We start from the raw sequence: 26,017 nt of genomic DNA on the forward strand, positions 1-26,017 counted from the left end.
CTAATTGTGCTTCTATTGAATAAATACTGAATTCGTGCTTATTCTACGTTTCTCATAACGAATAGCAATGAGCTGTAAAAATAGTTTCGCATCCTCTTGTTAAAAGGTTTTTTAATTCTATATAATTGAAACTTTTTTTGATCATTAATCCGTATAGCAAGGGATATTTAAAAGAAAGGATGTTATGTAATGATTACTAATCATTTGAAATCAAATGAAGAAAGTATCCAAAGTACCGTTTACTTAGATTATAATGTCTTTATCAATTACAGAAATCATCAAGATGTTAGGGAAATACTTCATAATAAAAAAACACAGTATAATTATTGTTATGGTCCCCCGTACTTAGAGGAAGTTGCGAACATTCCATCTGAAAAGTTCGAGCATATTCAATCACATAAAAATGATATCGATACATTGTTTGAATTTCATACTTTCAGACCCACGGATACAAACAAACTAGTTAAGGTACAAGAGTCTGCTGCAACTGTTTTAAAACGCGTAACAGAATCACTAGATCTAAGTAAAAAAGCTGAAGAACATGAAAAATCTCAATTCTCCCTATTCAAATCACAATGTAAAGAGTTAAATTTTGACCCTAAAAAAATGAGTAATATCCCTTTTGATGAAATATTTAATCATGCTGATGTGTTTTTATTTGTAGAAGAACTAGCAATAAACAATCCAGTATTTTTACAGTCTTTAAGAAAAACATTAAATTCCGCAACTAAAAAAAATTTTACTGAATTACAGCATTCTATTGCTGTTTTGTTTAATGTTCTTGAAATAGTTGGCTTTAGACCAGAAGCCGCGAAAAAGGCGCGTTCTAGAATGCATGATGTTTCACATGCAATTTATGCTAGTCAATGTGATTTTTTTATTGTTGAGGACAACAAATTTAGAGAGAAATGTAAAGCTGTTTATCATTTTTTAAAAATAAATACAAAAGTACTTTCTTACAACGAATTTATTGAAAATTTCTAGTAGACTTGTTGACTTATAAAAAGATTACAGGCTTTTAACCCCTCTCGTAAGTTTTTTTCCTATGACAAGTGTGAGTCATATAGACCATTTAATCATTCTTTTAGAGAATTTATTATGAATTTTTAAAAAATGATTTTTAAACAAAATCAGTTAAATATTCTATATATCTTTGGAACCTTTATTAATATTTTATATAAATTGATAGAAAATCCTTTGTCACCATTTATGAGCATTTGTTGAGATAGTAAGTTGACTTTATTAGGTAATCAAATAGTGCTGTTTTTGTAACGGACTGTTTTCTTACGGATTAACTTAAACAACACAATATCAAGCTTGCAGTTACATGATATTTCTCTGCTTTGAATTTAAAACATAAATAGCTTCTAATTCTATTAATAAAATAAAGACTTCATTCTATTAAACTATTTGTTCAATAAAATATTTTTTGTTTAAAAAATCTGGTAAAATCCTTTCAATACTATGATATGAGTTAAAGGAATTTTATGTTCTTTTAAAAAAAGTAGTAGAGAGTTAAGAGTGTGACTTCTTACTTCAAGATTTATTTGAAGTAAGAGGGATTTACTAAGACGTCTTCTGAATTCAAAGAATTATTCTTTTTTCATTTAAAAAACCCAATCGAAAATATCGATTGGGTTTTAGAATTATTTGAAATTAAATTAGACTAGTAACTAACAGGAATGTGGATTATTTAACTACCACTACCCAGTAAGTACCATTGTATTTAACTTCAACAATTACGTCTTTAGCAAAGAAGTCTGTTTTAGTTACTGTTGCAGTGAATGTATAAGTTGCACCTTGGTTAGCTGCAGCACCTAAATCGATTCCAGTAGCTCCATCAGTTACTGTTAATACAACAGTCTTCGGAGGTTAGCGAGTCCAACTCAACTAAACACTCGCTACAAAATCGCTCTAAGAACGAACGATATTTTGAAATCGTTGCTTCCGCTTTATTCGCTAATTTTAAACTTAGTAAATATTCATTTATTATCTTTCTCGTTTGTTTGGGAATTCCCTCATGAGTGCTAATCCAATATTTCCTTGTAATATCGGTCATATGTTACCATCCTTTCTTTCATTCTTACATCTCCAGCATGTGTTAACATTATTGTTAACTGTTATATTAAGTTTATCTTTCCTATTAACCTACTCATGCCTTCTATAAATTGTTGTAATGATTCGATCCTCTAAACTTCCTTTTACTTACAAATGCATATTGTTTCTCTACTATATGAATTACTCCTCAGACATAAAAAGCCTTCACTCCTAAAAAAGGAATAAAGGCTCTTAAATTTCTCTATCAATAATATATTAACTGTTAGATGTGTGTGTTATTACGGATATGACTTAACTTGAAAAATTTTTAAATTTTAAATTCCCTAAGTATTCTAATCTCTTTTTTCTACTTAAAATACTGTCTACCTTCCTTGCAAAAAACTGAAATGCCTAATTTCAAATATTATGTATATTATATTTAAGGAATATCTACATCAAGTTATCGATTAAAAAATTAAAACACTGAGTTTAATTATAAATGTATATTTTCAGACTTGATAATCAGGAATAGATAAATACTCTCATTATTTACAATTTATTAAAATAAAAAAAGAAGTTGTCGAAAATCGACAACTTCTTTAAAGAATTAATTTTATTTAGCTACTGTAGTAATGTTTAAACCAGTAAACGTAACTGTATTTGGTGTTAATGCAGTATCAGTTACTGTTAATCCAGTAATTCCATTAACTGTTACACCACTTACAAAGTTAGTTGGAGCACCAGTTAAAGTAAATGTTACTGTGTTACCTGAAGCAGTTGCAGCACCAGTTGCTACTACTGTAGCTTGTGTAGCACCAGCTACGAAATCAATAGTAGCAGTACCTGTTACATTTACATTCTCACTGAATGTAATTACAACATCAGATCCATCAGTTGCAATAGATTGAATTGTTGGAGCTGTAACATCATTAGCAGAAGCAACCAAGTTATTAATTGCAGTTTGTAATCCTTGTGCAGTTGTATAGTTATTTGCAAGAGCATCAACTACAAGTGCTTTCTTAGTAGCATCTAAGCTATTGAAAGAAGTTAAAGTAAGCTGTAGTGTAGCAGCATTATCATTTAACGCTTGAATAGCAGCAGTAACTGTTGGTGCATCAGTTGCTGAAACAACATTGCCTAAAGCAGTATTTACAGCAGCTAGAGCAGCAGTAACTTTACCTGCATCTACTGAAGCTTTTGCAGCAGCAATTTCAGCAGTAACAGAAGTGTTGAATGTAGTTGAATCAGTACCAACAAATGTAGAAGTTCCAACTAAATAAGCTTGAACGTTAACATCAGTAATTGCTTCTAATGCTGTTACGCTTGAAGCTGCACCTGGTACTTCTTTAACAGCAGCGATTAAAGCTGCATAAGTTGCAGCACCATTTACAGCAGCTACTTTTGGTGCAAATACTTGTGTGCTAATTGCAGTGTTGAATGCAGTAGTTAAAGTATCAACAGTATATAAAGTACCTGGAGCTGGTGTAAGAGCAGTTGCTACAGCATTTTGATCTGCATCAGATAATGCTTTGAACGCATTAACTGTTTTCAATGCTTCTTTCACTTGACCAGTGTTAGACGCACTATTTACTGCGTTAACAACAGCTTGAGTAATTCCAGTACCAACAACACTTGTATCATTACCTTTTGCTTGGCTATCTTTGTTAGAAGCATCAACATTAATTAGACGAACTTCTGAATTTTTAATGTTCAGACGGTCTTCTAATGAAATTGCTTTTTCGAAACCATTAGCATCAGTAGAAGTTAGACGGTTGAAGTCTGTTTGTGTACCTGTGAAGTAAGTGTTAGATTGACCGTATTTCACGATTTGGTATGAAGAAGTACCATCAACTAATACTAGAGCGTAACCCCATTCACCAGCACCTAAATCTACAGTTTGGAAACCTTTAACTAGACCAGTTACTTCAGTACCTGCTACTGTAGCATCTACCCACTCAGAAGTTGTTGTTCCAGCAGAATAGTAAGAATTGCTAGTTGTCCAAGTACCGTTAGAAGCTTTAACACTTGTAGTAACACTTCCAGTTACTTCTACTTTACCGGCTTTTGCATTTTGTACTTTTAATGCAACATTTTTAGGGTTAGTTGTAGTGTGACCAGTTACTGTTACTGATTGACCTGCAGCAATGTGTACATTTAAGTTAGCAGAACCATTGTTGTTAGAAATACTATCAACATTGAAGTTTGTAGGAGCTAATGTTAAATCTACAGCACTGTTACCAGTGTTAGAAAGAGTATAAGTTACACGGTTAACCGCATAATCGTTTTTAGAATACTCACTACCAGCTTGGTCTAATAATTGAATATTGTATGTTGGTTGTTGTAAACCAGTACCTGATACGCCAAAGACACCAGTTACATCAGATTTATCTTCAAGTTTTGCACTTCCAATAACTTCTGAGCGGAATACTACTGAACCTGCAAGTTTGAATGATTCTTCTTTTTCAAGAGTACCTTGAACGTTTGATGCTGAGTTAATGTCAATCCATACTACTGGAGTTGCACTTACTTCAGTTTTGTCTGCTTTAACGTCAAACTTAGCTTTGCCATCTTTATCAAGAGTTAAAGTGTAAACTCCAGTTTTACCAGAAACAGGTTTAACCTTTGAGTTATTTACAATGTAAGCTTCAGTATTAGTTGTTAAGCTAGAGTCGATTAATTCGTTTAATGCAACTGTTGCTGTACCACCTGCATATGGTTTACCGTCAGCTTTTAATACTTCTACTTCATAAGTAAATGCTTTACCAGCTACTGCTTCAAATTGCTCTTCTTTGTTGAATTTGAATGTATAAGCTCCACCAACAAATTTAGTTTCTTCAGCTTTAACTTGTAAATCGCGAACATCTAAACGATTCCAACCTGAAGTATTTAAAGCATCGCTATCTTTGTAAACGATTGGAGTTACAGCAGTGTTTGCACCAGTAACTGTGAATGTAGCTTCACCTTTATCATTTGTTTTAACTGATAATACGCGTTGGTCAGTTTTTGATTCAAATGGTTTAGCTGTTGCACCAGTTGCTACATCTGTAGCTACTGCATTTGTATCGTTAGTTACAGACTCATCAATGTTTTCTTTGAATGTAACTTTTAATTCTTGGTTTTTAACTGGAGTACCAGTTACAGGATCTAAATAAGTAGCTGTATAAGTTTTTGCTTTACCGTTATCTAAAGTATTACCTTCTTTAGAAGTAAGAGATAAAATTGGTTTAACTCCCCAGTAAACTTTTGCAAAGCTACGGTTAGCAGGGTTGCCAGTTGCGTATGCTACAACTTGGTCAGCACCAGCATTGTATTGAGTATACGTGTAAGTAGCAACACCATTTTCATCAGTTGTTACTTCAACAACTTGTGCTTTGTTTAATGAACTTACTTTTTCTGAGTTAGAATCGTATGGGTCAACGTTAAATGTTACTGGGATACCAGCTTTAGATTGACCTTCTGCAACTTTAACTTCAGCTTTAAGAGATACTTGTTGACCAACAACACCTTGTACAGATGTAGTAGTTAAGTTGATAGCAGTTGGTACTACTGCTGCGATACCTTTAAATTTACCTATTTCTTCGCCATCAAGAGTTACAACGTACTCTTTGTCAGCAGTTTGAGCTTCAGTAGTTAATACAACAACATTTTTGTTAGTTTGTTTAACAGCAGCGTTTTTAACTTCTAAGCCATCGATTTTGAATTTAAGAGCTTCTACGTTATCAACTTCTTCGTCGAATGTTACTTCAACAGTTGTAGCGTTGATAGCTTTTACAGAAGCATCAACTGTTTCAACAGCTAGATCAAGCGTACGAGCGAATACTACTGCGAAGTCTTGGCGAGTGATCGCTGCGTTTGGTTTAAGGTTTAATTTACCGTTTTCTTCAGAACCAGTGAAGATTCCGTTTGCTACAGCAGTTTCTAGAGCATCTTTAGCCCATGGTTTAACTTGAGAAGCGTCAGCGAATTGGCTTAGGCTTTCGCTACCTTCTAAACCGAAAGCATCTACAAGAACTTTAGCTGCTTCAGAACGAGTTAAAGATTTGTTTGGAGCGAATTCGTTTGCACTTACGCCTTCAAAAATGCCGTTTGCTACTACTGCTGCGATTGAGTTGTAGTACCAAGCACCTTTTTTAACGTCTGAGAAGTTTACATCGCCGTCAGCTTCTAATTCTAGAGCTTTCGTGAAGATTTCTGCAGCTTGTGCACGAGTTACTGTGTTAAGTGGGTTGAAGTTCCCGTTAGTGTCACCTTGGATTACACCAGCGTCAACTAAAGATTGAACTGCTTCTTTAGCGTATCCAGAGATTTTGTTATAGTCGTTTACTTGCGCAGCAGATGCTACAGGTACGATTGCCGATGCAACTAATGCAGCTGTTGCTGATGCCGCGAAGAACTTACGGCCTTTGTTTTGCTTTGCCATTAATGTATTCCTCCCTAAAATTCCTTAAATTGATATTAATCCAACGAAAACTATAGTACCGCCTAGTTACCTAAATGTATGTATTATAGCTTTCTTGAATAATACAAAACTAAAGCAAATTTGTTAGTAAATTTACTAGAAAAAGCGTAGTAGAATACCATTCTAGTAAGTTTATTCACTTTCTACAATAATATAACACTATCTTTTCCGAAATTCAAGCATTGGGACATAAATTTAGTTATAGAAGATTTTTTTACCATACCTAATATGGTATTTAATAGAAACCATTAAACTTACAACTAATTATATCCTCATTTGGATTGGTAACATATAGTTCCGTTACCTATTATACMTTACTCTCAATAATAACCAAGCATTTTCTGGAATGGTTACTAAATTGTCAAAAATTAAAGACTCCCGTAATATTTTAGTTATAATTGTAAAGAAACCGAAATATAGAAGGCGTTTCTTAGCGAATTCTGCCTCTTCCCCAACAACTTTATGAGTTTCTTCTTTATTAAATAAAAAGCTTAATCTATCTGTTCCCATGTTGTAATAATAGATTGCCACTTTTTATGCTACACTTTTGATAGTTTGATAGAACATATCAGCTATTGAAGGGAGCTTAAAAAATGAAACGTAAATTTCCTCTTTACGGGGCCGTGCTAGCAGGCATGTTATATCTTGCGCCAACTACCGCTTCAGCAGAAGATATTTCGAAGCACTGGGCCTACCATGAAATGAACTATCTTATTACCAACGATTTAATGAAGGGTGATGAATTCGGCCAATATCGTCCGAATGATGCTGTCACTCGTGCTGAATTTGCAGCCTTTCTTGTTAGAACACTGAACTTACCAGCAGCTTCTAGTCAGGCAACCTTTACAGATGTTAAAAAAGGTGACTGGTATTACGGAGTAGTCGAGCAAGCAAGCTATCACGGGTTAATTAAAGGTGACGAGCAAGGTAAGTTCCATCCGAATAATCACATTAATCGTCAGGAAATGGCGGCTATGTTAAAAAGAGCTCTTACTTATCAAAACATCAATACATCTTCCTCCCCTATTGCTTTTAGTGATAATGCGCGCATTGCCAAATGGGCCTATGCAGATGTACAAGCTGTCGTCACAACAGGACTACTTGTTGGGAAGCCAAATAATCAATTTGCACCTCTTGCTCAAACAACTCGTGCTGAGGCAGCTACCGTGCTTTATCGTTTAATCCATTTAGAGGCGCCTGGGACAGGCGGTAAGCAATATATGACGACGAATTACTCATATGATTACTCCTCTGTAGTAACTAAACAAACAATGAATAATCCAAAGGTCGATGGTGCGGGCATTTTCACGGCTAGCGAGGCACTAGTGTCATACTATGTACACCCAAAANGCTTTATGCAGGATAGCCCATCTTATTATCAATTCCTAAAATTATCTACTGTCGTCAATAATCTGAGTGCAAAAGAGCTAAATGATAAAGTACTTGCCAATAAAGGAAGCTTAGTAGGTACAGCAGATGCYTTCATTCAAGCTGGTGTAGACAATAAAATCAATGCTATTTATTTAGTCTCCCATGCMTTGCATGAAACAGCCAATGGTGGTTCTGCACTGATTAAAGGGATCGAGGTTGGCTTAGATACAAATGGCAAGCCGATGGTAGCAACACCAGAAAATCGCGATAAATTAACTGCTATTAAGACAACCTACAATGCTTACGGTATTGGCGCTATAGATGCCGATGCTAATAAGTATGGTGCGGAGCGCGCTTATACAAATGGCTGGTTTACTGTTCAGGATGCCATTATCGGCGGTGCCCAATTTGTAAAGGATCAGTATATTAGCAGGGGGCAGGATACGCTCTATAAAATGCGTTGGAATCCTGATAATCCGACAGTCCACCAGTATGCAACACATGTGATGTGGGCTGTCATTCAAGCGAAAAAGATCTATGATATTTATGAATTAATTGGTGCTCATACGACAACAAACCTAGTGTTTGATGTGCCTGCCTATCAAAGTCAATCTTCCGCTCCATCATTACCGAGTCCATCGAAGCAATACGCATTGGATTTAGGGTTAGCTGGAGCAACTGGTAAAACGACGATTAATCTCAATATGAGAACGTATCCAAATACAGCAGATAATGCTTCGATTATTACGAATTTGCCAAAGGATACCTCCTTTAAAGTTCTTGGTGAAAATGGTGGTTGGTTGAAAGTAAGTGTCAATGGACAAGAAGGCTGGGTGATTGATGATTATGTGAGTCTTGAAAATGGCTTACAAATTGTTAATATGAACATTACACTTAATGTTCGAAGTGAACCATCTACGACAAGTGCTATTTTAGGTACTGTTAAACCGAATGGCTTTATTATCGGTGTTGTAGACGATAAAGGTGAGTTTATAAAAAATGGTGCCTGGTATCAGGTGCTTTACAACGGAAAAACGGGTTGGGTACATGGCGATTATATTGTAAAAAAATGATTTTAATAGGATGCGCAAAAGAAGAGTGCGAAGATAATTCGCACTCTTTTTGTTAGTCATTTTTTATCACCGAGATGAAAGCGCTATATAATAGAAGAAACTCGAAATTTTAGGATATAATTTTCATACTATCCCCCTAAAATTTAGTAAATTCTACGTCAAAATAGTGTCCTAAAAAAGCTTAATAGGACAATCGCTATACCATGTAAAAATCGTTACTAATAAGAGCTATACTTTAGGTAATCATCGTTAAACCCATTATCGAAAATTTCCTGTCAATATTGCTTTTGTGGTATGATAGATTGCAGTGAAAATGGAATTACAGAAAGGTTTGAACACTATATGAGGCATGTAACSAKTATGGGCGTACCCTTTTTACATATTAGTCAACAAGGGTTTGTTGATKTACTCGTTAATCGTATTGAACAGCAAGAAAAAACTTTCGTTGTGACAGCCAATCCTGAAGTTGTCATGCAGGCAAATGAAAATCCAAATGTCATGAATTACTTAAAGCAGGCAACATACATTTGTGCAGATGGCATTGGTGTCGTTAAGGCTGCACAAATCCTTGGAGATTCACTTCCAGAGCGAGTAACTGGCTATGATACSATGGTACGTCTGTTAGAGGTWGGTCAGCAAAAGCATTTTAAAATCTATTTACTAGGTGCTCAAAAGGAAACTATCGAAAAGACGGTTGCTAATATTCATAAGAACTATCCAAACGTTGATGTCGTTGGCTATCATGATGGCTACTTCGACTGGAATAATAATGATTTTGCAAAAGAAATTGCAACTTTACAGCCTGATCTTGTATTTGTGGCATTAGGTGTACCAAGACAGGAAAAATGGATAACAGAAAATCTTGATAAATTTTCAAAGGGTGTATTTATCGGTGTAGGTGGCTCCTTCGATGTCATCGCTGGTACTGTAAAACGTGCACCAGTAATTTGGCAAAAGTTAAATCTTGAATGGCTCTATCGACTGTTACGCCAGCCGAGTCGGTTTGGAAGAATGCTTGTGCTCCCTCGCTTTGCTTTAAAGGTATTTGCATTAAAGTTTAAAGGTCAGGGCAAAACAAAATGAGTCAGTCAACATTTGTTAAAAGCACACTCATCCTGACGATTGCCACCTTACTTTCCAAAGTAATCGGAAGTATCTTCCGTATACCACTTCAAAATATTGCTGGTGATGAAGTACTTGGTATTTTTAGTCTTGTCTATCCTGTTTATATGGTAGCACTTTATTTATCCGTTGCGGGTATCCCTATCGCTATTTCTAAGCTAATAGCCGAAGCTAGGACGAGTCATGATACTGCTAAAATTAAGAAAATTTATGTGACTGCAAGAATCCTTGCATTATCCTTTGGCGTCATTAGTTTTACAATCATTTACGGCTTTTCAGAGCAGATAGCGAATGCACTTGGTGGACCTTCAACAGAGATTGCCTTAATTATTGTTGCCCTTACATTACTGGTAGCCCCCTATATGGCTGTCTATCGTGGATTTTTCCAAGGATTTGGGGATATGCGACYTACTGCCATTTCTCAAGTGATTGAGCAGTTAGTACGTGTTGCATTAATTTTAATTGTTGCGTATTTCCTAGTAGCAATGGATTATTCAAATGATATCGTARCTGGTGGAATTATGGCAGGCTCTGTATTAGGAGCCCTCGGTTCACTTTTCTATTTACTCTTTAAATATTTCCGTTCTTCGGTAAAAGTGACGAGTAAGGAAAAATATTCTGGTAAGGATTTCTCTAAATACAGTAAAACCATTTTAAAGATTTCTATTCCCATTGCGATCGGTTCTKTGACAATGGCACTCTTTAACTTTGTMGATTCCTTTACGGTTACATATGGCTTAAKAAGTGCTGGTGCAGATGCAAGTGAAATTAGCTACCTTTATGGTATTTATGGTCGAGGACTTACATTAGTTCAAATTACGACTGTTTTTGCTTCTTCAATTATCTTGCCGCTTGTGCCGTTGATTACAACGAAGCTAGCTGAGCGTAAATTGGATGAAACACGCACTATTATTGAGCAAACTCATCGTATGACACATCTTATTTCATGGCCAGCTGCGATTGGGCTACTAGCCTTAACCTTGCCTTTAAATCTAGCTCTTTTTAAAGACTTAGAGGGGAGCTTAATGTTAGCCATCATCAATCTAAGCTCTGTCTTTACATCACTAACTTTGCTAGGAACAGGTATTCTACAGGGCATGAATGCTGCCAAAACAGGAGCTCTCATTATTTTGAGCGGTGTTGTCCTTAAGGTGTTTTCTAACATCTTCCTTATTCAAGCATTTGGTTTAGATGGAGCTGCCTATGCAACCTTGCTCGTGTATTTTGTGTTATTTATTGTGAATTCTGTCTTTATTTATCGTACGATTCGCTTTACTGTCCTTGGAAAAAATACGGTGAAAATGATTGTGTCTTCAATTGTAATGGGAGCAGCAGTTGGATTACCAACACTTTGGCTTGACTTTACACATTGGTCAAGAATGTCGGCAATGGGCTATCTAACTGTCGCAATCGTAGTTGGTGGAGCTCTTTACTTCCTTCTACTATGGCTGATGAAAGCTATTCATAAACAAGATTTAAAGAAAATCCCTGTTATCGGAAAAAGATTTTCATAAATAAGAGAGGTAGGACACTTATGTCAAAACAGAAATGGCTTTGGGGAATCATTGTTCTTTTACTCGTCGTTTCCTCTACAGGTATCATGAAGAGGTGGAATGCGGAGCAATCGAATGATGCTTATGAGATTGTTATTCCCTATGATGAAATACAAACTGCAGAAAAAAATAGCGACCTAACAATGGATGAAATTCTTTCCTCCTTAAAGGATGCTGGGCTGAATACTGTGAGTCTAGAGCCCTTAACATTAAAGGAAATGGAAAAGCAAAACTTAATTACTGTTTATAAAGAAAGTGAGTTAGCAGCACAATTATTGTTTACACCTTATAAAGATGCTGTTGATACCACTAATAGTGGCTATTATATTCGAGTGCCTGAAAACGAAAGCTACCAAAAACTGATCATAGAGAGCGTTGAACCAGAGGAAGTACAAATAGGAGAAGAAGCTTTCTATTTCCTTCCTGCTTCTAACCACAATTTTGATTTAAAAACTCCAATTGGCTATGATCAGCCTGCTATTGACATGATTAGTAAGCATGGACTAGCTCACATCTTTAAGGTGGAAAATGCAGATAATGAAGTAGCTAATGAAAAGTTGGTCAATCAATTAGTCGATTTAAAAGAGGCTTCAGCAGGCCGCTTACTTGGTCAAGGTGATGAAGCTATTGGTTTTGGACAAGAAGACGGCAATCAATTAGTTGAAAAATTAAATGATGCTGGCTATTACTTCTACACAATTGAAAGTAACCCACTTAAAGGCGAAAGTAAAATCGCTCAAATGACGGATTACAAGATGATTCGTTTGCATAGCATCAATGTCAATAGAGAGACTAAATTAAAGCTAAATGCAAGTATTGACCGTACAACACGCGCTGTCAAAGAGCGTAATATTCGCTCTATTTTCTATCATATTAAAACATCAGGTAATGCCAAAGAAAATGTAGAAGAAACGATTGATTATCTAAATGGTGTGCATGACACAATGCCAGATCATTTCAAAGCAGGTGAACCAAAGCTATTTGATAAAGTAATAGTGCCAGCTTGGGTCACAGCAACCGTATTAGTAGCAGGTATTTTATTTACCTTTATCATTTCAGAATTAGTAAAATGGATGCCTCTTCGTATCGCAGCTGCTGGCTTTATGGCTATACTAGCGATTGCGTACTTTATCCTGAAAAGTACTCTATTTTTACAAGCATTTGCACTCATTATTGCAGTCCTTGCCCCAACCTATGCAGTCATTAAATCAGCGCAAGGTTCTACGAAGGTGTCTAACATATTGGTCCAATACTTAAAGGCAGTAGCAATTAGCGTTATTGGCATTGTAATTGTTATTGGCTTATTGAATGGTAATGCCTTTATGACAGGCTTTGCTGTATTTAAAGGGGTTAAGCTTGTTTATCTTATTCCAATTATGGGTGTTTTACTATTTACAGTGATTGAGATAAACCGACTAGCTGAACAAAACATTAAGAACTCTTTATCAAATACGGTAACATTGTTAAATAAAGAATTAAAATATTGGCATGTGCTACTACTCGTTGTGTTGGCAGGTGTCGGATTATTTTACATTAGCCGAACAGGTAACTCTGGCTCTGTAAGTGATATGGAATTAGCCTTTAGACAATGGCTAGAAAATACATTGTATGTTCGACCAAGAACAAAGGAATTTTTAATTGGTTTCCCATTCTTCATATTAGCGCTTTATGTAATGGGGATTAATCGCAAATGGGGAAGTATTCTCCTAGTACCAGGTGTTATCGGTTTCTTATCCATCATGAATACATTTACTCATCTACACATCCCAGTAGCTGTTTCTGTATTACGTACACTATACAGTGTATCTCTAGGTCTTGTAGTAGGACTTTTGTTTATCCTAATCTTCAAAATCGGTTATCGTTGGGTTTCTAAGGCAATCGCGAGGTGGTCATAATGCACGTTGTTTTATCTGGCTATTATGGATTTGATAATGTCGGAGATGATGCCATTCTACTGTCCATTATCCAATCTTTAAAAAAGTGGCAAAGTGATATAGAAATCACGGTATTATCTAATAATCCAGCAGCTACTGAGCAAACATATGGTGTCAAAGCCATTAACCGTTGGAAAATGAAAGAAATTCGTCAATTACTTAAAACAGCAGATGGACTGATTAGTGGTGGCGGTAGTCTCATGCAGGATCAAACAGGCATGAAAACGATTCCTTACTATGCGGGCGTTATTCAAATCGCAAAATGGTTGAAGAAGCCAGTATTTGTTTACGCCCAAGGTATGGGCCCGATTAATCACCCACTTAGTAAATTTATTGTTCGTACAGTTTTTAATAAGGTCGAACAAATAACAGTCAGAGATAGAGCCTCTCTAGCTCTTTTAACAGAGATCGGTGTGCGAAAAGAAACAAAGATCGTACCAGATCCTGTTATGGGACTTAACRGTMWYGWSKKYYMKKRTRWGTGKMTARRAAAYRKCTCTTTGTCAGCCGATAGCTATATCTCTGTAAGCGTTCGAGATTGGCCATCCGCTGTTGCCTACAAGGAAAAAATTGCACAMAGCCTAGATGAATTAGTACGTCAGGGTGAGCAAATCGTTTTCCKGCCTATGCATGGTGAGCATGATTTTATTACTTCACAGGAAGTAGCAGCACTTATGAAGGAAAAGAGCTTGATTGCTCCTGCTGATTTATCTATTGAAGAAAAAATCGCAGTGATTGGTCAATCTCAACTATTAATAGGTATGCGACTGCACTCCTTAATTTTCTCGGCAATCTATGCGACACCGTTTATTGCCATTTCGTATGATCCGAAAATTGATGCGTTTGCTGATATCGTTGATCAGCCTGTCATCGGTCATGTCGAGGTTGATGATTGGAATGGTGTAACATTTTTTGAACACGCTGTAGMMATTCYTKAATCCTATMCAACAGTTCWAGMMAAMATGCGCCARSCCSTCATCCCATTKCAMRMTGAMRCMAMTSCMMCTGCTAAATTAGCAATTGATGCTTTGTCAAAATAAACATTAAAAAATGATGAATTTCAATGTTAATTGAAATTCATCATTTTTTTCCTACTTCTAATAATTTTAAAATGGACTGGGCCTGTTGCATATGCATCGCTAAAACATATTGACCTGCTTGCATTAAAATTTGCGCCTTCACCATATTCATCATCTCTTTTGCGATATCTGCATCTCGAATACGAGACTCTGCTGCTTGTAAATTCTCTGCCGTGTTCACATTAGCATTATAGGCATGTTCCAAGCGGTTCTGATAGGCACCAAGACGTGAGCGCTCATTGGAAACACGTTTTAAGGCTTCATCCATCGAAGACATGGCTTTTTCCGCTTCCTCACGAGTAGCAATAGAAGTATCCTTCAACCCAAGTGCCTCGGACCCCATCCCATTGATAAATAATTCTATACTCTGTCCTGCATTGGCGCCTGCTTGAATCTTGATGCCATTTGTTTCATAATCCCCATTAAGTAATGTCTTTGTATTAAATTCTGTATCGGTTGATGTGCGCTGGATTTCCTTTTTTAATTCTTGAAATTCCAAATCTAATTTTTTACGATCATCATCTGTTAATGTATCATTGGCTGCCTCCACTGCTAGCTCACGCATACGCTGAATCATGGCATGTGTCTCATTCAGTGCCCCCTCTGCCGTCTGCACAAGCGAAATACCATCCTGTATATTCTTAGCTGCCATATTCAAGCCACGAATTTGAGCACGCATTTTTTCAGAAATCGCCAGTCCAGCTGGATCGTCTGCTGCACTATTAATTCGATATCCGGAAGAAATTCGTAGCATGGCTTTACTCATCGCCCCATAATGACGATTCATATTATTCAGGATTGCCATCCCTGTTGCTGACCACTTACCAAGCATGATTTCACCACCTTCTTGTTTTTATATCGGTCCAACATCTCATCTATTGACCTTAATACTGGAAATGGTTTCTAATTTTTTATGTGTTTTTAACATTTTATAGTTGATTAACTACATAATAAAAGCACCTGCTTGTCATTTATGATAAGTAGGTGCTTACTGGACATTCCATCTATTCAATTTTGAAACCCCCAAGTTGATGGCTCTTTTGCTGTAGCAATTCGAAAAAGAGTTCTTTATCATTCTCTAGTAATGCCTGATCAATCAAATGATCCAAATTTTTCTCCTCTAACTCTGCAATAAGCTGATCGATTTCACCAACCGTCACAGTAGAAACCATCGGAATTTGTTGCTTTGGTGTAGCGCTTTCAAGTATTGGTGCTAGATGCTCATGAACATTAGTAATAAGCAATAGTTGATAAAGTGGTAACCGAATAAAGCGATTTCCTTTTTGGAAAACAAAAACCTCAGATAAATTTTCAATCTGCTGTGTCTTCATGTTGATGATCATCTCTTTACCTTCTATGGGAATGAAATGGAAAATCTCATTCTCTTTTAAAATAGAGAAATATTGATAAGCAAATACGAGACGTAATTTATCTCCAGTAACTTTTGTGTAAAACGGCTTCATGTATTGAACTTGCATCATCCTTCATCCCTCCCTAGTTATCTGATTATTCAGATTTTAACACAAATCAAAAGCCTTGTTAACTATCTTTACCTCATTTTTTTCTTTCTGATCATTCAGCTTATCATTACTGCATTTTAATCGTATAATGGAAGGACAGTCTTTTTTTCCTTTTTACAATTAACAATGTTAACTATAGCCATACATGATGAAAGGAGTGAGGTTATGGCATTGTCTATATCGCAATTAGCTAAGGAACATCAAGCATTTGTGCTGACTAAATTAAAAGAAGCTGAACAAGGGTTACATCCTTCCTCTACCGAAGATGAGGAACTAGTGCGCCGTGCTGTCTTTTCAGTAAGGAATAAGTCCATTGTTTTTGAACGATTTAATGGAGCAAGTTCTATATTATATGCAAGTGTTCAAGATGTCAGACCCGCTTCTGTTGAAATTGATTTTTCAAAGGAAGAGCTACATTGTAGCTGTCCTCAAGCAAAATGGTGTCGACATCAAATAGGTGCTTTACTCGCTCTCTACCAATATTTTGATTCGGTTCAAAATTGGTCGAGTGCTTGGCGTGCACAAAAATCTGTTCAATTAAAATCTTTAGCAGATGAACGCAGCCCGCAAAGCTGGTCGATGATGGTGGATGAGGTGATGAAACGATTATTACCACCTGGGCGCATACTAGAAGGCTATGGGCTTTCCGCTGTAAGAAYCGATGCTTTKGAGCGTCKTCGTCKACATATACCCGTTGAGCGTGAATGGCAACCTCTTTATAAGCTCTATATGGAGCTAGCCATTTTTAATTCGATATGGCTACATTTAAATGAAACACCTGGACATTCGTTAGATTCACCTTATATGATATATTTTATCGAACAAAGCACGCAATCTTTTGAGAGCATTCTTACAGAGCTTTCTAATCGATCACGACTATTTGCAACAGATCCATTTTATGATGCCATCCAAGAGCTAGTAAGAGAATTTTTATTAGAAAGACAAGGACTTTTTGCCAATMGCCTTCGTCTATATATGCTACTATGGGCACTAGTTTCCTATGAACAGCATCTCCGAGCCCAGGACTTGGCATTCGTAAATAATCTTGTTCACTCTTCAGCAGAAATTTCTCTACAATCACTAAAATTATTATTTTATGTGCTATTACAGAAAGAGGATTTACTGCTTGAAAAGTTGGCACAGGTTGATTTACCACAAATGCAGGATTTGTTTGAACTAGCTACTTTTGCACAACGTGCTGGAGAGTCCAATTCATTAGCAGTCATTTTACGAGCAATTTTACCTTTGACTGAAGTGTTTCTACAGGAGGTCGTTCCAGTCGTTCAGCGTGCCCAATASGTAAGGCAATTCCAACTTTTATTTGACGAGATTCAGCTTTCGGAGGAAGAGGAAGCAACGCTGTATAGTGCCTTTGGTGTGTATGGACTACAGCCGTTCTCAAGTTTTTTAATTAAAAAAGGTCGCTATCGGGAATGGGCAGCTTTGCATCAACTAAACCCATCATCCCTCTCTTACTTAGAAATGTGTGGATTAAAGGATGTATTACAGGTTGAACCTGCAACTGTTTTACCTTTATATCATGTCTATGCAATGGCTGAAATTACGCAAAAATCACGCTTAAATTATAAACAGGCTGTGCGTATTTGGAAAAGTATGCGTAGCGCTGCAAAGCGAGCTGGTAAAGCAGCTTATTTTGAAACATATATGCAAACCATTCGTGCAGAATATAAACGACTACGTGCGTTACAAGAAGAAATTGAGAAAGGAAACTTAGTATGATGACAATAAATGCTCCTTCCCCTTTTTCCAAAACACAACAGCTCCGTATTGAAGTAGCTCGGGAAGGATATTTTACGTTGCAGGGTTTTACTGCAAATGGTACAACAATCGATGTTGATACATTAATTTCTTCGCTATTCTTTACTTATGAGGCAAACGTTTATGGATTATTAACAAATCGAGCTGATTTTACAATTGAAGTTTCTACAGCTGAGTTACTCGATATTTTTTCAACAAGCTTCCAGCACCCTTTCATCAATTGGAGTGGTGCAAATGAAGAAAGTATAGAATGGTTAAAAAAAGTTTACGCATTACAAGCATACTGGCAAGAGCCAGCACTTTGGTCACATGCTGTGATTGCAGATGATTTTTCATCATTAACTTTCCCTATTGATCATATAGATTCAGCATTATTGGAAACAGCTGTACAGCAGAAGCTTTCACAGGTTGGGCTAATACTAGCTGATTTACCAAAGTTATTACCCTTTTTCCTACGTGGAGGCTGGCCATTGGATCAAGCTCGTCAAGCTGGAGCTGTTTCCGTTTCTTTACGGTTAAGTGAGCMAGAAGAAGATGCCGATGTATGGTTATTAGAAACGGTGCTAAGCACTGCTACAACGAAAAACTACTGGACACCTGCTATTCGTAAACAATCCTTACCTATTGAAGAGACACTACCTACAAAGTGGCGAATGTTTGCGACTGAAATTACACAGCAACAACAGCAAATTGTAGAACTTCTATCCATCGATACGATCAATAGTGATATCTTTATTCGTGTGACACTGGAAGATTTAGAAGTTCGCTCTTTTTTACGGGAGGATCTTGCTAGATTGCAGGCACTTGGTTTTGATGTTGTACTGCCAGCATGGCTAAAGGATTTAAAACAATCCAAAATCCGAGTACGTGTTACAACTAGTAATGTTTCCACAAGGAAGGTAGCAGGTTTAGATGATATTTTAACGTTTAAATGGCAGTTTTCTATGAACGGACAAACGATTTCAGCTGAGCAGTTTAAAAAACTTGTGGATGAGAAACGTGAATTTATTCGTATTGGTACTGAATGGTTCCGAGTAGATGCCAATTGGATGCAAGAAATGCGTGAATTGATGCAACAGGCAGAAGATGAAAGTTGGACTGTTCGAGAATTATTATTTAGGGAGTTACCAGAAGACCTGTCTGCACCTCTTGAGGAAGAAGATGCAGATGATGCACTGAGAGATGATCCAATCTTTGCATTGGAAATACAACAATCATTAAAAGCATACATGGAGCAACTTTTGGAGAAGAAAGGCTTACCTGCCGTCTCGATTCCATTGTCCCTACAAACCGAATTACGCCCTTATCAATTAGAAGGCTTTGAATGGTTAGTCTTTATGCGCCAACAAGGTTTCGGTGCATGTCTAGCTGATGATATGGGACTTGGAAAAACGGTTCAATTGATTACCTATTTGCTTCATATTTATGAGTCATCAACTTACACAAAGCCATCCATCATTATTTGTCCCACTTCAGTACTTGGGAACTGGCAAAAAGAACTTGCTCGATTTGCCCCGTCCCTGATTGTGCATACACATTATCAAGCAAATCGAGCAAAGGATGAAGAGTTTAAACAGCTAGTGACAGCAGAAAAGCCACATGTCATTTTATCAACCTATGGTACTGTGTCACAGGATACTGAATTTTTACAGGATATCGAATGGGCAACGGTAGTACTTGATGAAGCACAAAACATAAAAAATATGCAAACATTACAATCGAAAGCCATTCGTAAATTGCTAGGTGACCATCACATAGCTCTTACTGGGACACCTGTAGAAAATCGTTTATCTGAGTTATGGGCTATTTTTGATTTCATTCATAAGGGCTATCTAGGTAGTTTTGGTCGCTTCAATGAAGAATTTATTTTGCCTATTGAACGAGACGAATCAGAGTCGCATAAGCAGAAGCTTCGAGCTAAAATTCAGCCATTCTTATTGCGTCGTACAAAGCGAGATCCACATTTACAGCTTAACTTACCAGATAAGCTAGAATCGAATGAATATTGTCCATTAACAAHADAGCAAGCTTCACTCTATGAGGGCTATATTTTAGAGACGCTTGATCAGTTGGAGCAGTTAACAGGCTTTCAAAAAAAGGGTCGCGTCTTAAAGATGCTCAGTAAATTAAAGCAACTATGTAATCATCCTGCCTTATATTTAAAGGAACCTTTCGAGGATGCCGAAACAATGCTTGCACGTTCGACTAAGCTAGAGCGCATTGTACAAATGGCAGCTGAGATTGTGGACAATKGCGAGCAATGTCTCATCTTTACACAATATATTGGAATGGGACAATTGCTACAACATTGCTTTAGTGAAATATATAATGTAGATGCACCGTTTTTAACTGGTGCCATGCCTAAGCAGCAGCGAGACCGCTTAGTAGAGGCTTTCCAGGCAGGAGATTTCCCTATATTTATCCTTTCTTTGAAAGCTGGTGGAACAGGACTTAATTTAACAGCAGCTAATCATGTTTTACATGCAGATCGCTGGTGGAATCCTGCTGTTGAAAACCAAGCAACAGATCGAGCATATCGCATCGGACAGACACAATTTGTGCAGGTCCATAAATTTGTGACAATTGGCACGATCGAGGAAAAAATTGATAAGATGCTGGTGCAGAAATCTGCATTATCCGAAGAGCTTATTCAATCAAGCCAGTGGTTGACCGAGTTAGAAGATCAAGAACTCCGCGATTTAATAACATTAGATATATAATAATGAGATGCGCCAAGAGCAAATAGTTCTTGGCGCTCTTTKAGWGGAACTTGCTACTTCTTTTCCCTACTTACTTCMTNWTTCGTATTTAGTTGTTTGAAAATTCCATTGCTGTGCGGTCTTCAGCAATGTTTATTATTAGTGTTACACATCATTCCTTTCTGTTTGTTACGGTGCAAGAAATATAAGGAGAATGGCGGATCAGACAATGAAAGTACTCTTGCCCCGTATGTAAACTATACTTGCTAAGGTAAAACAAAATCCTTTAAGTGTTCCTGTTCATTCGGTGGCTGTGCCGGTACAGTAACTGCTTCGTCACTATCTCTTTGTTTAAGTTGATAAAATCTAACATCCTCAACCACTATCTCTGTCATAAAAATCTTTGTGCTTTCCTCATTTACAAATGACCTTGTTTGAATACGGCCAGTGGCACCGATTAATGAACCTTTTCCACAATATTTAACGATATTCTCTGCAAGCCTTCCCCAAGCTGTACAGAAAACAAAATCTGTATCTACTTCCCCTTGATTGTTTTTAAAATTACGATTAATGGCTAGTGAGAAATGGGTCTGCATACGATTTCCAGATAAGTAACGTAACACNSGGNHTTKNNNNAMNNNTCCAACCAATCCGACTTGATTCATTCATTCACCTCCTTTGCTTTTGATTGCTCTCATCTTACAAAATGATTCCGGTATTCGCAAAAATCAATATTGTTAATTTCCTTCAGTTTTTGTGCATAAATTGGGTAAATCGGCATTTTTATTTTTCTATTTTTTATTAATTTTCTAGCTGAATGCTTTAGGYTGTAATGGCAAATGCTATTCCATGAAATCTGCAATCTCGCAGTTTTTGAAAAACCGTCACAGGTGCGCATCACAAACAACAACTGTCTCATGTGTTATACTAAAAGAATGACAGACTTAGGAGGAATATACATATTGAAAACCTTTAAAATGCTTTCCTTTGACCTTGTCACGAAAGATGGCGTGCAACCATTCCCTTTAATCGATGGCATCATTATTAATCAGGAAAATAGCCATCAATCTTGGGTACTTGAATTGTTTATGGAAAAACAATATCGCTCAACCTTTGATGAGCTCTTAGCGAATGCTACAGTCTTCAATGTACGTGCAGTTATTTCATTCCCAGATAATGAACCCGCTCCTTTTCAGGTGATCGTACATACTGTTGAAGAAATCGGTAATCATGTTTCAGTCCTATTAAAAGGTACGCTTAAAATTAAACGATCAAAATATGCAGAACAATTACTTTCCGAGCTACTTGCTGAGGGTGTTTCTTTAGAGGATTTACTGGATCGCTTTACACAAGATATGAAAAAGCGACCAAAATTAAAAAATGACTGACGATGCGAATTTTTGCATCGTTTTTTTTATTGGACAAGCAGTAATTTTTTTGTACAATACAATTTGAAAAAGGAGGGTTTCATTTGGTGGTTGCTATAAGGAAGAAGCCTTTAAAACAGTTATAGCGTTTTTTTAAATTAATTCCAACGATGTAGCTACTCGATTGCTCCGGAAGTTTCAGTTTCCATATACCGGTACCTATAAGAATCGTGTTTACAGAAAATATACTGGAGCATATGAAGAATTTTTTTGATGGGAGTTTTGCTTAGCTTGCAGGTATTCACTCTGTTTTCGCGGGTACTTACTCTGCTTCCACCGGTATTCGCTTTGCTTTCCTCTAAATTGAAAAAAGAGTGTTTTCCGCAGAGGAAACACTCTTTTTATGTTATCGGTTATTCATAMCATCACGGTATTTTTCAGTGTTGTTTACTTTATCGTCGACAACATCATTATTATTGTTACCGTTCATGTTGTCATTACGTTCAACACCATTTACACCGTTTGCATTTGGTGTGTTGTCATAGCCGTTTGTGCTGTTGATATCGGCATTTGAACCAGGTGTTGTTGCTTCAGGTAATGTTGTATTATCGTTAACAGTACCTCGATCTACACCATTCCCATTTACATTAGATCAATCGTATGCATCGTCACGATTATTCGGATCTAATGCGTCCTCGACATCGTCGACTCCTCGACGTACGTCATTCTCGACTTCTCGAACAGGGTGATCTTCTACTGCATTATTTCCCCAGTTACAACCTCCAAGGAATGCAGTTGCAAGAATGATGGTTAAAAATGACATTTTCCACATAGTAAAAAACCTCCTTTCTTGGGTACTATGTCATCAAATACATCTACTGTATTTGTGATCCTACATAGATTGCCCGAGAAAGGAGGGAACTATCCGATTTTTGTACAAACTATTTTTGTTTTTCTTTTAATAACTGTTCAATATATGCTGCCTCTGCTTTACAGTCGTAGCTATAGTTTGTGCCTAGCTCTTTTTGCAATGCCTCGATTGTTTCGACTTGCTGTGCTGTTGGTTCTTCATTTAAAATTTTGGCAATAACCTCATCGATTTTTTGTGCCATTTCTTCATGAAACTGTGCGCTCATCAATGTATCAGCAGGGATTTTTTCGATCCACGCGGCMTTCTCCTGAAMATAAGWCTGCCAGTTTGCAATGAAGTYTTCCATGGAAAAGCGCTCTTCATCCCAACCAATACTTGCTAAGTATGTTTCAAAAGATGTTGAAATCGAACGAGTAATGCTAATTTTAATACCTGAAGACAATTCCTTATACATCTTAATAATCCTCCTACGTTTGTAAAACCTAAAAATTACATCTATTTCAATTCACAATCGCTTATTTACCATCGCAATTTAAGAACCTACTAATCAATTTTTGACTTGACTTTATCTATTTTATATCTTTTGGTCTACAAATGCAAATTAAGCTTGTTTAGGCTGTTCAGGCCCAATTGCAAATAGAATATCGGCTTCACATACAAGTTCTCCATCTACAGTTGCTACACCATGACCTTTACCCATTGCGCCACGAAGTTTTACAAATTCTACTTCCAATTTAAGTTGGTCGCCAGGTACGACTTGACGCTTGAAACGACAATTATCAACACCCGTTAAAAACGCTAAACGACCCTTAAATTCTTCAGCATTTAATAAAGCCACTCCACCTACTTGAGCTAAAGCTTCCACAATTAACACACCTGGCATAACTGGATAACCTGGGAAGTGCCCATTAAAAAAATCTTCGTTAATTGAAACGTTTTTTAATCCTACTGCACGCTTCCCTTCTTCTAATTCAATGATGCGATCGACGAATAAAAAAGGATAGCGGTGTGGTAAAATTGCTTGAATTTGTTCTGCAGTTAACATGTCATTTCCCCCTCAAAAATAAAGTATGTATACACAAAGTAAGGTAAAKAATAATGTTATTCTTTACCATTCATAATATCAAATATATGCTGCCATGTTTCTCGTTTAAAAATATCCATAGCATTGCCTTCTCCAATAACGCTAAAGCCAAACATTGCGCCTAATGCTGCGGCAACAACGACTAAAATGAGAACAATTACAATGCGTAACCAAATCGGAATCAGTCGGATTTGCACCCATCGAACCTCGCGTTGCTCTCCAGTCGAGCGGCGTTCTTTCTTTCTTGGTTGCGGTTGCGTATCGGTTTCTTGTGTCGGCACAGAACGTCGACGTGAATCGTTTGTCATAGATTGTACTCCTCTTCATTCCTTACTATGCGTTTTTGGATAACTTCCTATCGAATGCCATTAATAAGTCCTAGCATTTGATCTGCTAATGTCACMGCTCTTGCGTTGAATTGATAAGAACGTTGTDTTTGAATGAGTTCTGTCATTTCTTTCGAGAGGTTAACATTGGACATTTCTAGTGTACCACTTTGCATGCCAATTTGCTGACGGTTGGCTCCCACAAGCTCTGTCAAAACTTCTGCCTGCGTATAGCCAAGTTCAGCTAAATTATTAGGTAATCCCATATAAGAACCGGCAACATGCTCCATTAATTGCGGTTTTTGGAATTCTGTTACAGCTAAATCCGTACGAATAATATCCCCATTTGGATAAGATGCTTCTAATACGCCACCATCTCGAACAGCAAACTTTTGAACCGTGTCTGGTAATGTAATAGCTTGTCCTGCAGCGTTAGCTACTGGATAACCCTCTGCTGTTACAAGCATAACTGTTCCATTATTCAATGGAGATAAATAAAAGTCACCTTGTCGAGTATACACTGTTTCAGTTCCATTTTCACCATCTGGCATCAAAATATTGAAATATTGTTTCGCTTTTGTGAAAGCTAAGTCTAAATCACGATTAGTTGTTTGTAATGAACCTTGCTTTTCATTGGATTTAATTTGTCCAATCATTGCGCCTGATCCATAGCGAATACCAACAGGTGTTTGTCGTTCTGCACGATCCTGCTTATCATTATTAAATTGCTGATAAAGTAATTCATTAAAGGATGCTTCCTTTGTTTTATAGCCTGTTGTATTACTGTTAGCAATGTTATTACTAATGGTATCCAGTTTGTTTTGTAATTGCCCCATTGTGTTTGTAGCTGTAATCATTGTACGTAGCATTGATAAAAGCCTCCTGTTCGCCCATTAAATTTTTCCGATTTCATTCACAGCCTTYTCCATGCTACGATCATAAGCTTGTAATACTTTTTGATTTGCTTCAAATGCACGGTAGGCAGTCATTAAATCTGTCATTGTGCGACCAGAATCTACGTTTGACCCTTCTAAAAAGTTTTGACGTAGTGTAAAGGAAACACCATTCGCTCCATAAGCTGTTGGCAAGTTCTCACCATTTTCTGTACGAATAAGGCCATTATCTTGTTTTTGTAGCATGTTCGGGTTAGCAGCAAATGATACACCAACACGAGTTACTTGTTGATTATTTACAAAGATAGCGCCACTTTCATCTAATCGGAAATCATCATTTGGTAGCTGGATACGTTGCCCAGCATCATTTAGTACATATAATCCTTGACCATTAACTAAATAGCCTTGCCCATCTAACGTGAAATTACCATTACGTGTGTAAGCCTCACCACCAGCAGGATGCTCTAGTCGGAAGAAAATTGAACCCGTCACACCATCTTCATTTTGTGGTAAGTTTCCATTAATCAATGCCATATCTGTTGTAAAATCAGTGTTATAGATTTGGCCTTGTATGTAATTTGGCAATGTTTCTTGTAAATATGTCCCTGTATTTAAAGCTCCTACTTGACTCATATATTCAGCGCCGGCTTGTTGGTGAGCAGGAGCATTTGTTTTTCCAATGCTAGACATTAGCATATCTGGAAATGAGCGAATCGTAGATTGATCTGCCTTAAATCCTGGTGTATTCGCATTTGATAAATTATTGGTAAGTAATTCTGTTCTTCTTTGTTGCGTGATCATACCTGTTGCAACTGTATAAAATCCTTTAAACAAAGAAATCACCTCATTT

At 36.9% G+C, this 26,017-nt stretch carries 19 protein-coding genes and 2 pseudogenes; 10 read left to right on the forward strand and 11 right to left on the reverse strand.

The genetic code is table 11. From position 1 onward, the window contains the following. The first annotated feature begins 189 nt into the window (after positions 1-189). Positions 190-984: a hypothetical protein gene (locus ACHZEU_RS10585; protein WP_279493903.1), complete on the forward strand. Its 795-nt coding sequence runs from the start codon at positions 190-192 to the stop codon at positions 982-984. A 1,666-nt stretch (positions 985-2,650) separates the two neighbouring features. On the opposite strand, the gene ACHZEU_RS10590 is transcribed toward ACHZEU_RS10585, so the two are convergent. Both ACHZEU_RS10590 and ACHZEU_RS10595 read right to left on the reverse strand, forming a co-directional pair. Beyond that, a complete protein-coding gene (locus ACHZEU_RS10590) occupies positions 2,651-6,457 on the reverse strand; it encodes an S-layer homology domain-containing protein (RefSeq protein WP_279493900.1) in 3,807 nt (1,268 codons plus the stop codon). 339 nt (positions 6,458-6,796) lie between these two features. After that, positions 6,797-7,006 (reverse strand): hypothetical protein, encoded by a 210-nt coding sequence (locus tag ACHZEU_RS10595; RefSeq protein ID WP_404804475.1) that lies wholly within the window; start codon positions 7,004-7,006, stop codon positions 6,797-6,799. An 83-nt stretch (positions 7,007-7,089) separates the two neighbouring features. On the opposite strand from ACHZEU_RS10595, the gene ACHZEU_RS10600 reads away from it, so the two are divergent. From ACHZEU_RS10600 to csaB, 5 genes and pseudogenes are all read left to right on the forward strand, one after another. After that, complete coding sequence (locus ACHZEU_RS10600) at positions 7,090-8,940, forward strand: S-layer homology domain-containing protein (RefSeq protein WP_404804476.1); 1,851 nt, start codon at positions 7,090-7,092, stop codon at positions 8,938-8,940. Between the two features lie 342 nt (positions 8,941-9,282). Continuing rightward, on the forward strand, positions 9,283-10,023 hold the full coding sequence (locus ACHZEU_RS10605; RefSeq protein WP_404804477.1) for a WecB/TagA/CpsF family glycosyltransferase: 741 nt from the start codon (positions 9,283-9,285) through the stop codon (positions 10,021-10,023). Next, the gene (locus ACHZEU_RS10610) at positions 10,020-11,576 is read left to right on the forward strand and encodes an oligosaccharide flippase family protein (protein ID WP_404804478.1); all 1,557 of its coding nucleotides are present in this window, start codon (positions 10,020-10,022) and stop codon (positions 11,574-11,576) included. The genes ACHZEU_RS10605 and ACHZEU_RS10610 overlap by 4 nt, the downstream gene beginning before the upstream one ends. Before the next feature lie 20 nt (positions 11,577-11,596). Beyond that, positions 11,597-13,510 carry a DUF5693 family protein gene (locus tag ACHZEU_RS10615; RefSeq protein WP_404804479.1) on the forward strand — a complete coding sequence of 638 codons (1,914 nt, stop codon included), beginning with the start codon at positions 11,597-11,599 and terminating at the stop codon, positions 13,508-13,510. After that, positions 13,510-14,589 (forward strand): annotated as a pseudogene (gene csaB, locus ACHZEU_RS10620) (polysaccharide pyruvyl transferase CsaB). Before ACHZEU_RS10615 ends, csaB begins: the two are co-directional and overlap by 1 nt. 40 nt (positions 14,590-14,629) lie before the next feature. Here csaB and ACHZEU_RS10625 read toward each other — a convergent pair. Next, positions 14,630-15,460 (reverse strand): flagellin, encoded by an 831-nt coding sequence (locus ACHZEU_RS10625; RefSeq protein WP_048395652.1) that lies wholly within the window; start codon positions 15,458-15,460, stop codon positions 14,630-14,632. 172 nt (positions 15,461-15,632) lie between these two features. Beyond that, positions 15,633-16,109 carry an IDEAL domain-containing protein gene (locus ACHZEU_RS10630; protein ID WP_004269498.1) on the reverse strand — a complete coding sequence of 159 codons (477 nt, stop codon included), beginning with the start codon at positions 16,107-16,109 and terminating at the stop codon, positions 15,633-15,635. A 204-nt stretch (positions 16,110-16,313) separates the two neighbouring features. Here ACHZEU_RS10630 and ACHZEU_RS10635 point away from each other — a divergent pair, with 204 nt between their 5' ends. Then, positions 16,314-17,888, forward strand: a complete 1,575-nt coding sequence (locus tag ACHZEU_RS10635; RefSeq protein ID WP_404804480.1) for a hypothetical protein — start codon at positions 16,314-16,316, stop codon at positions 17,886-17,888. Then, positions 17,885-20,647: a DEAD/DEAH box helicase gene (locus ACHZEU_RS10640; protein WP_404804481.1), complete on the forward strand. Its 2,763-nt coding sequence runs from the start codon at positions 17,885-17,887 to the stop codon at positions 20,645-20,647. The genes ACHZEU_RS10635 and ACHZEU_RS10640 overlap by 4 nt, the downstream gene beginning before the upstream one ends. Before the next feature lie 245 nt (positions 20,648-20,892). On the opposite strand, the pseudogene ACHZEU_RS10645 reads toward ACHZEU_RS10640, so the two are convergent. Then, positions 20,893-21,291: pseudogene (locus ACHZEU_RS10645) on the reverse strand (single-stranded DNA-binding protein). A 297-nt stretch (positions 21,292-21,588) separates the two neighbouring features. On the opposite strand from ACHZEU_RS10645, the gene ACHZEU_RS10650 reads away from it, so the two are divergent. Both ACHZEU_RS10650 and ACHZEU_RS10655 read left to right on the forward strand, forming a co-directional pair. Further along, positions 21,589-22,014, forward strand: a complete 426-nt coding sequence (locus tag ACHZEU_RS10650) for a YwpF family protein (RefSeq protein ID WP_048395644.1) — start codon at positions 21,589-21,591, stop codon at positions 22,012-22,014. Positions 22,015-22,396: 382 nt separating this feature from the next. Beyond that, positions 22,397-22,567, forward strand: coding sequence for a hypothetical protein (locus tag ACHZEU_RS10655; protein WP_404804482.1), 171 nt, complete (start codon positions 22,397-22,399; stop codon positions 22,565-22,567). Between the two features lie 78 nt (positions 22,568-22,645). Here the strand turns inward: ACHZEU_RS10655 and ACHZEU_RS10660 are convergent, their stop codons facing one another. The 6 genes from ACHZEU_RS10660 to ACHZEU_RS10685 all read right to left on the reverse strand — a co-directional run bounded on the left by ACHZEU_RS10660 (position 22,646) and on the right by ACHZEU_RS10685 (position 26,001). Beyond that, the gene (locus ACHZEU_RS10660) at positions 22,646-22,825 is read right to left on the reverse strand and encodes a hypothetical protein (protein WP_404804483.1); all 180 of its coding nucleotides are present in this window, start codon (positions 22,823-22,825) and stop codon (positions 22,646-22,648) included. Between the two features lie 109 nt (positions 22,826-22,934). After that, positions 22,935-23,318: a hypothetical protein gene (locus tag ACHZEU_RS10665; RefSeq protein WP_404804485.1), complete on the reverse strand. Its 384-nt coding sequence runs from the start codon at positions 23,316-23,318 to the stop codon at positions 22,935-22,937. A gap of 147 nt (positions 23,319-23,465) precedes the next feature. Next, the gene (fabZ, locus tag ACHZEU_RS10670) at positions 23,466-23,909 is read right to left on the reverse strand and encodes a 3-hydroxyacyl-ACP dehydratase FabZ (RefSeq protein ID WP_016991806.1); all 444 of its coding nucleotides are present in this window, start codon (positions 23,907-23,909) and stop codon (positions 23,466-23,468) included. Between the two features lie 56 nt (positions 23,910-23,965). Then, positions 23,966-24,256, reverse strand: coding sequence for a DNA-directed RNA polymerase subunit beta (locus ACHZEU_RS10675; RefSeq protein ID WP_048395639.1), 291 nt, complete (start codon positions 24,254-24,256; stop codon positions 23,966-23,968). A 47-nt stretch (positions 24,257-24,303) separates the two neighbouring features. Then, entirely contained in the window at positions 24,304-25,143 is an 840-nt protein-coding gene (locus ACHZEU_RS10680) for a flagellar hook-basal body protein (RefSeq protein ID WP_404804486.1), read from the reverse strand. Positions 25,144-25,167: 24 nt separating this feature from the next. After that, the gene (locus tag ACHZEU_RS10685; RefSeq protein ID WP_048395637.1) at positions 25,168-26,001 is read right to left on the reverse strand and encodes a flagellar hook-basal body protein; all 834 of its coding nucleotides are present in this window, start codon (positions 25,999-26,001) and stop codon (positions 25,168-25,170) included. Between the last annotated feature and the right edge of the window lie 16 nt (positions 26,002-26,017).

Origin of the sequence: Lysinibacillus sp. S1 (assembly GCF_044986265.1) — a bacterium.
GTDB lineage: Bacteria > Bacillota > Bacilli > Bacillales_A > Planococcaceae > Lysinibacillus > Lysinibacillus capsici.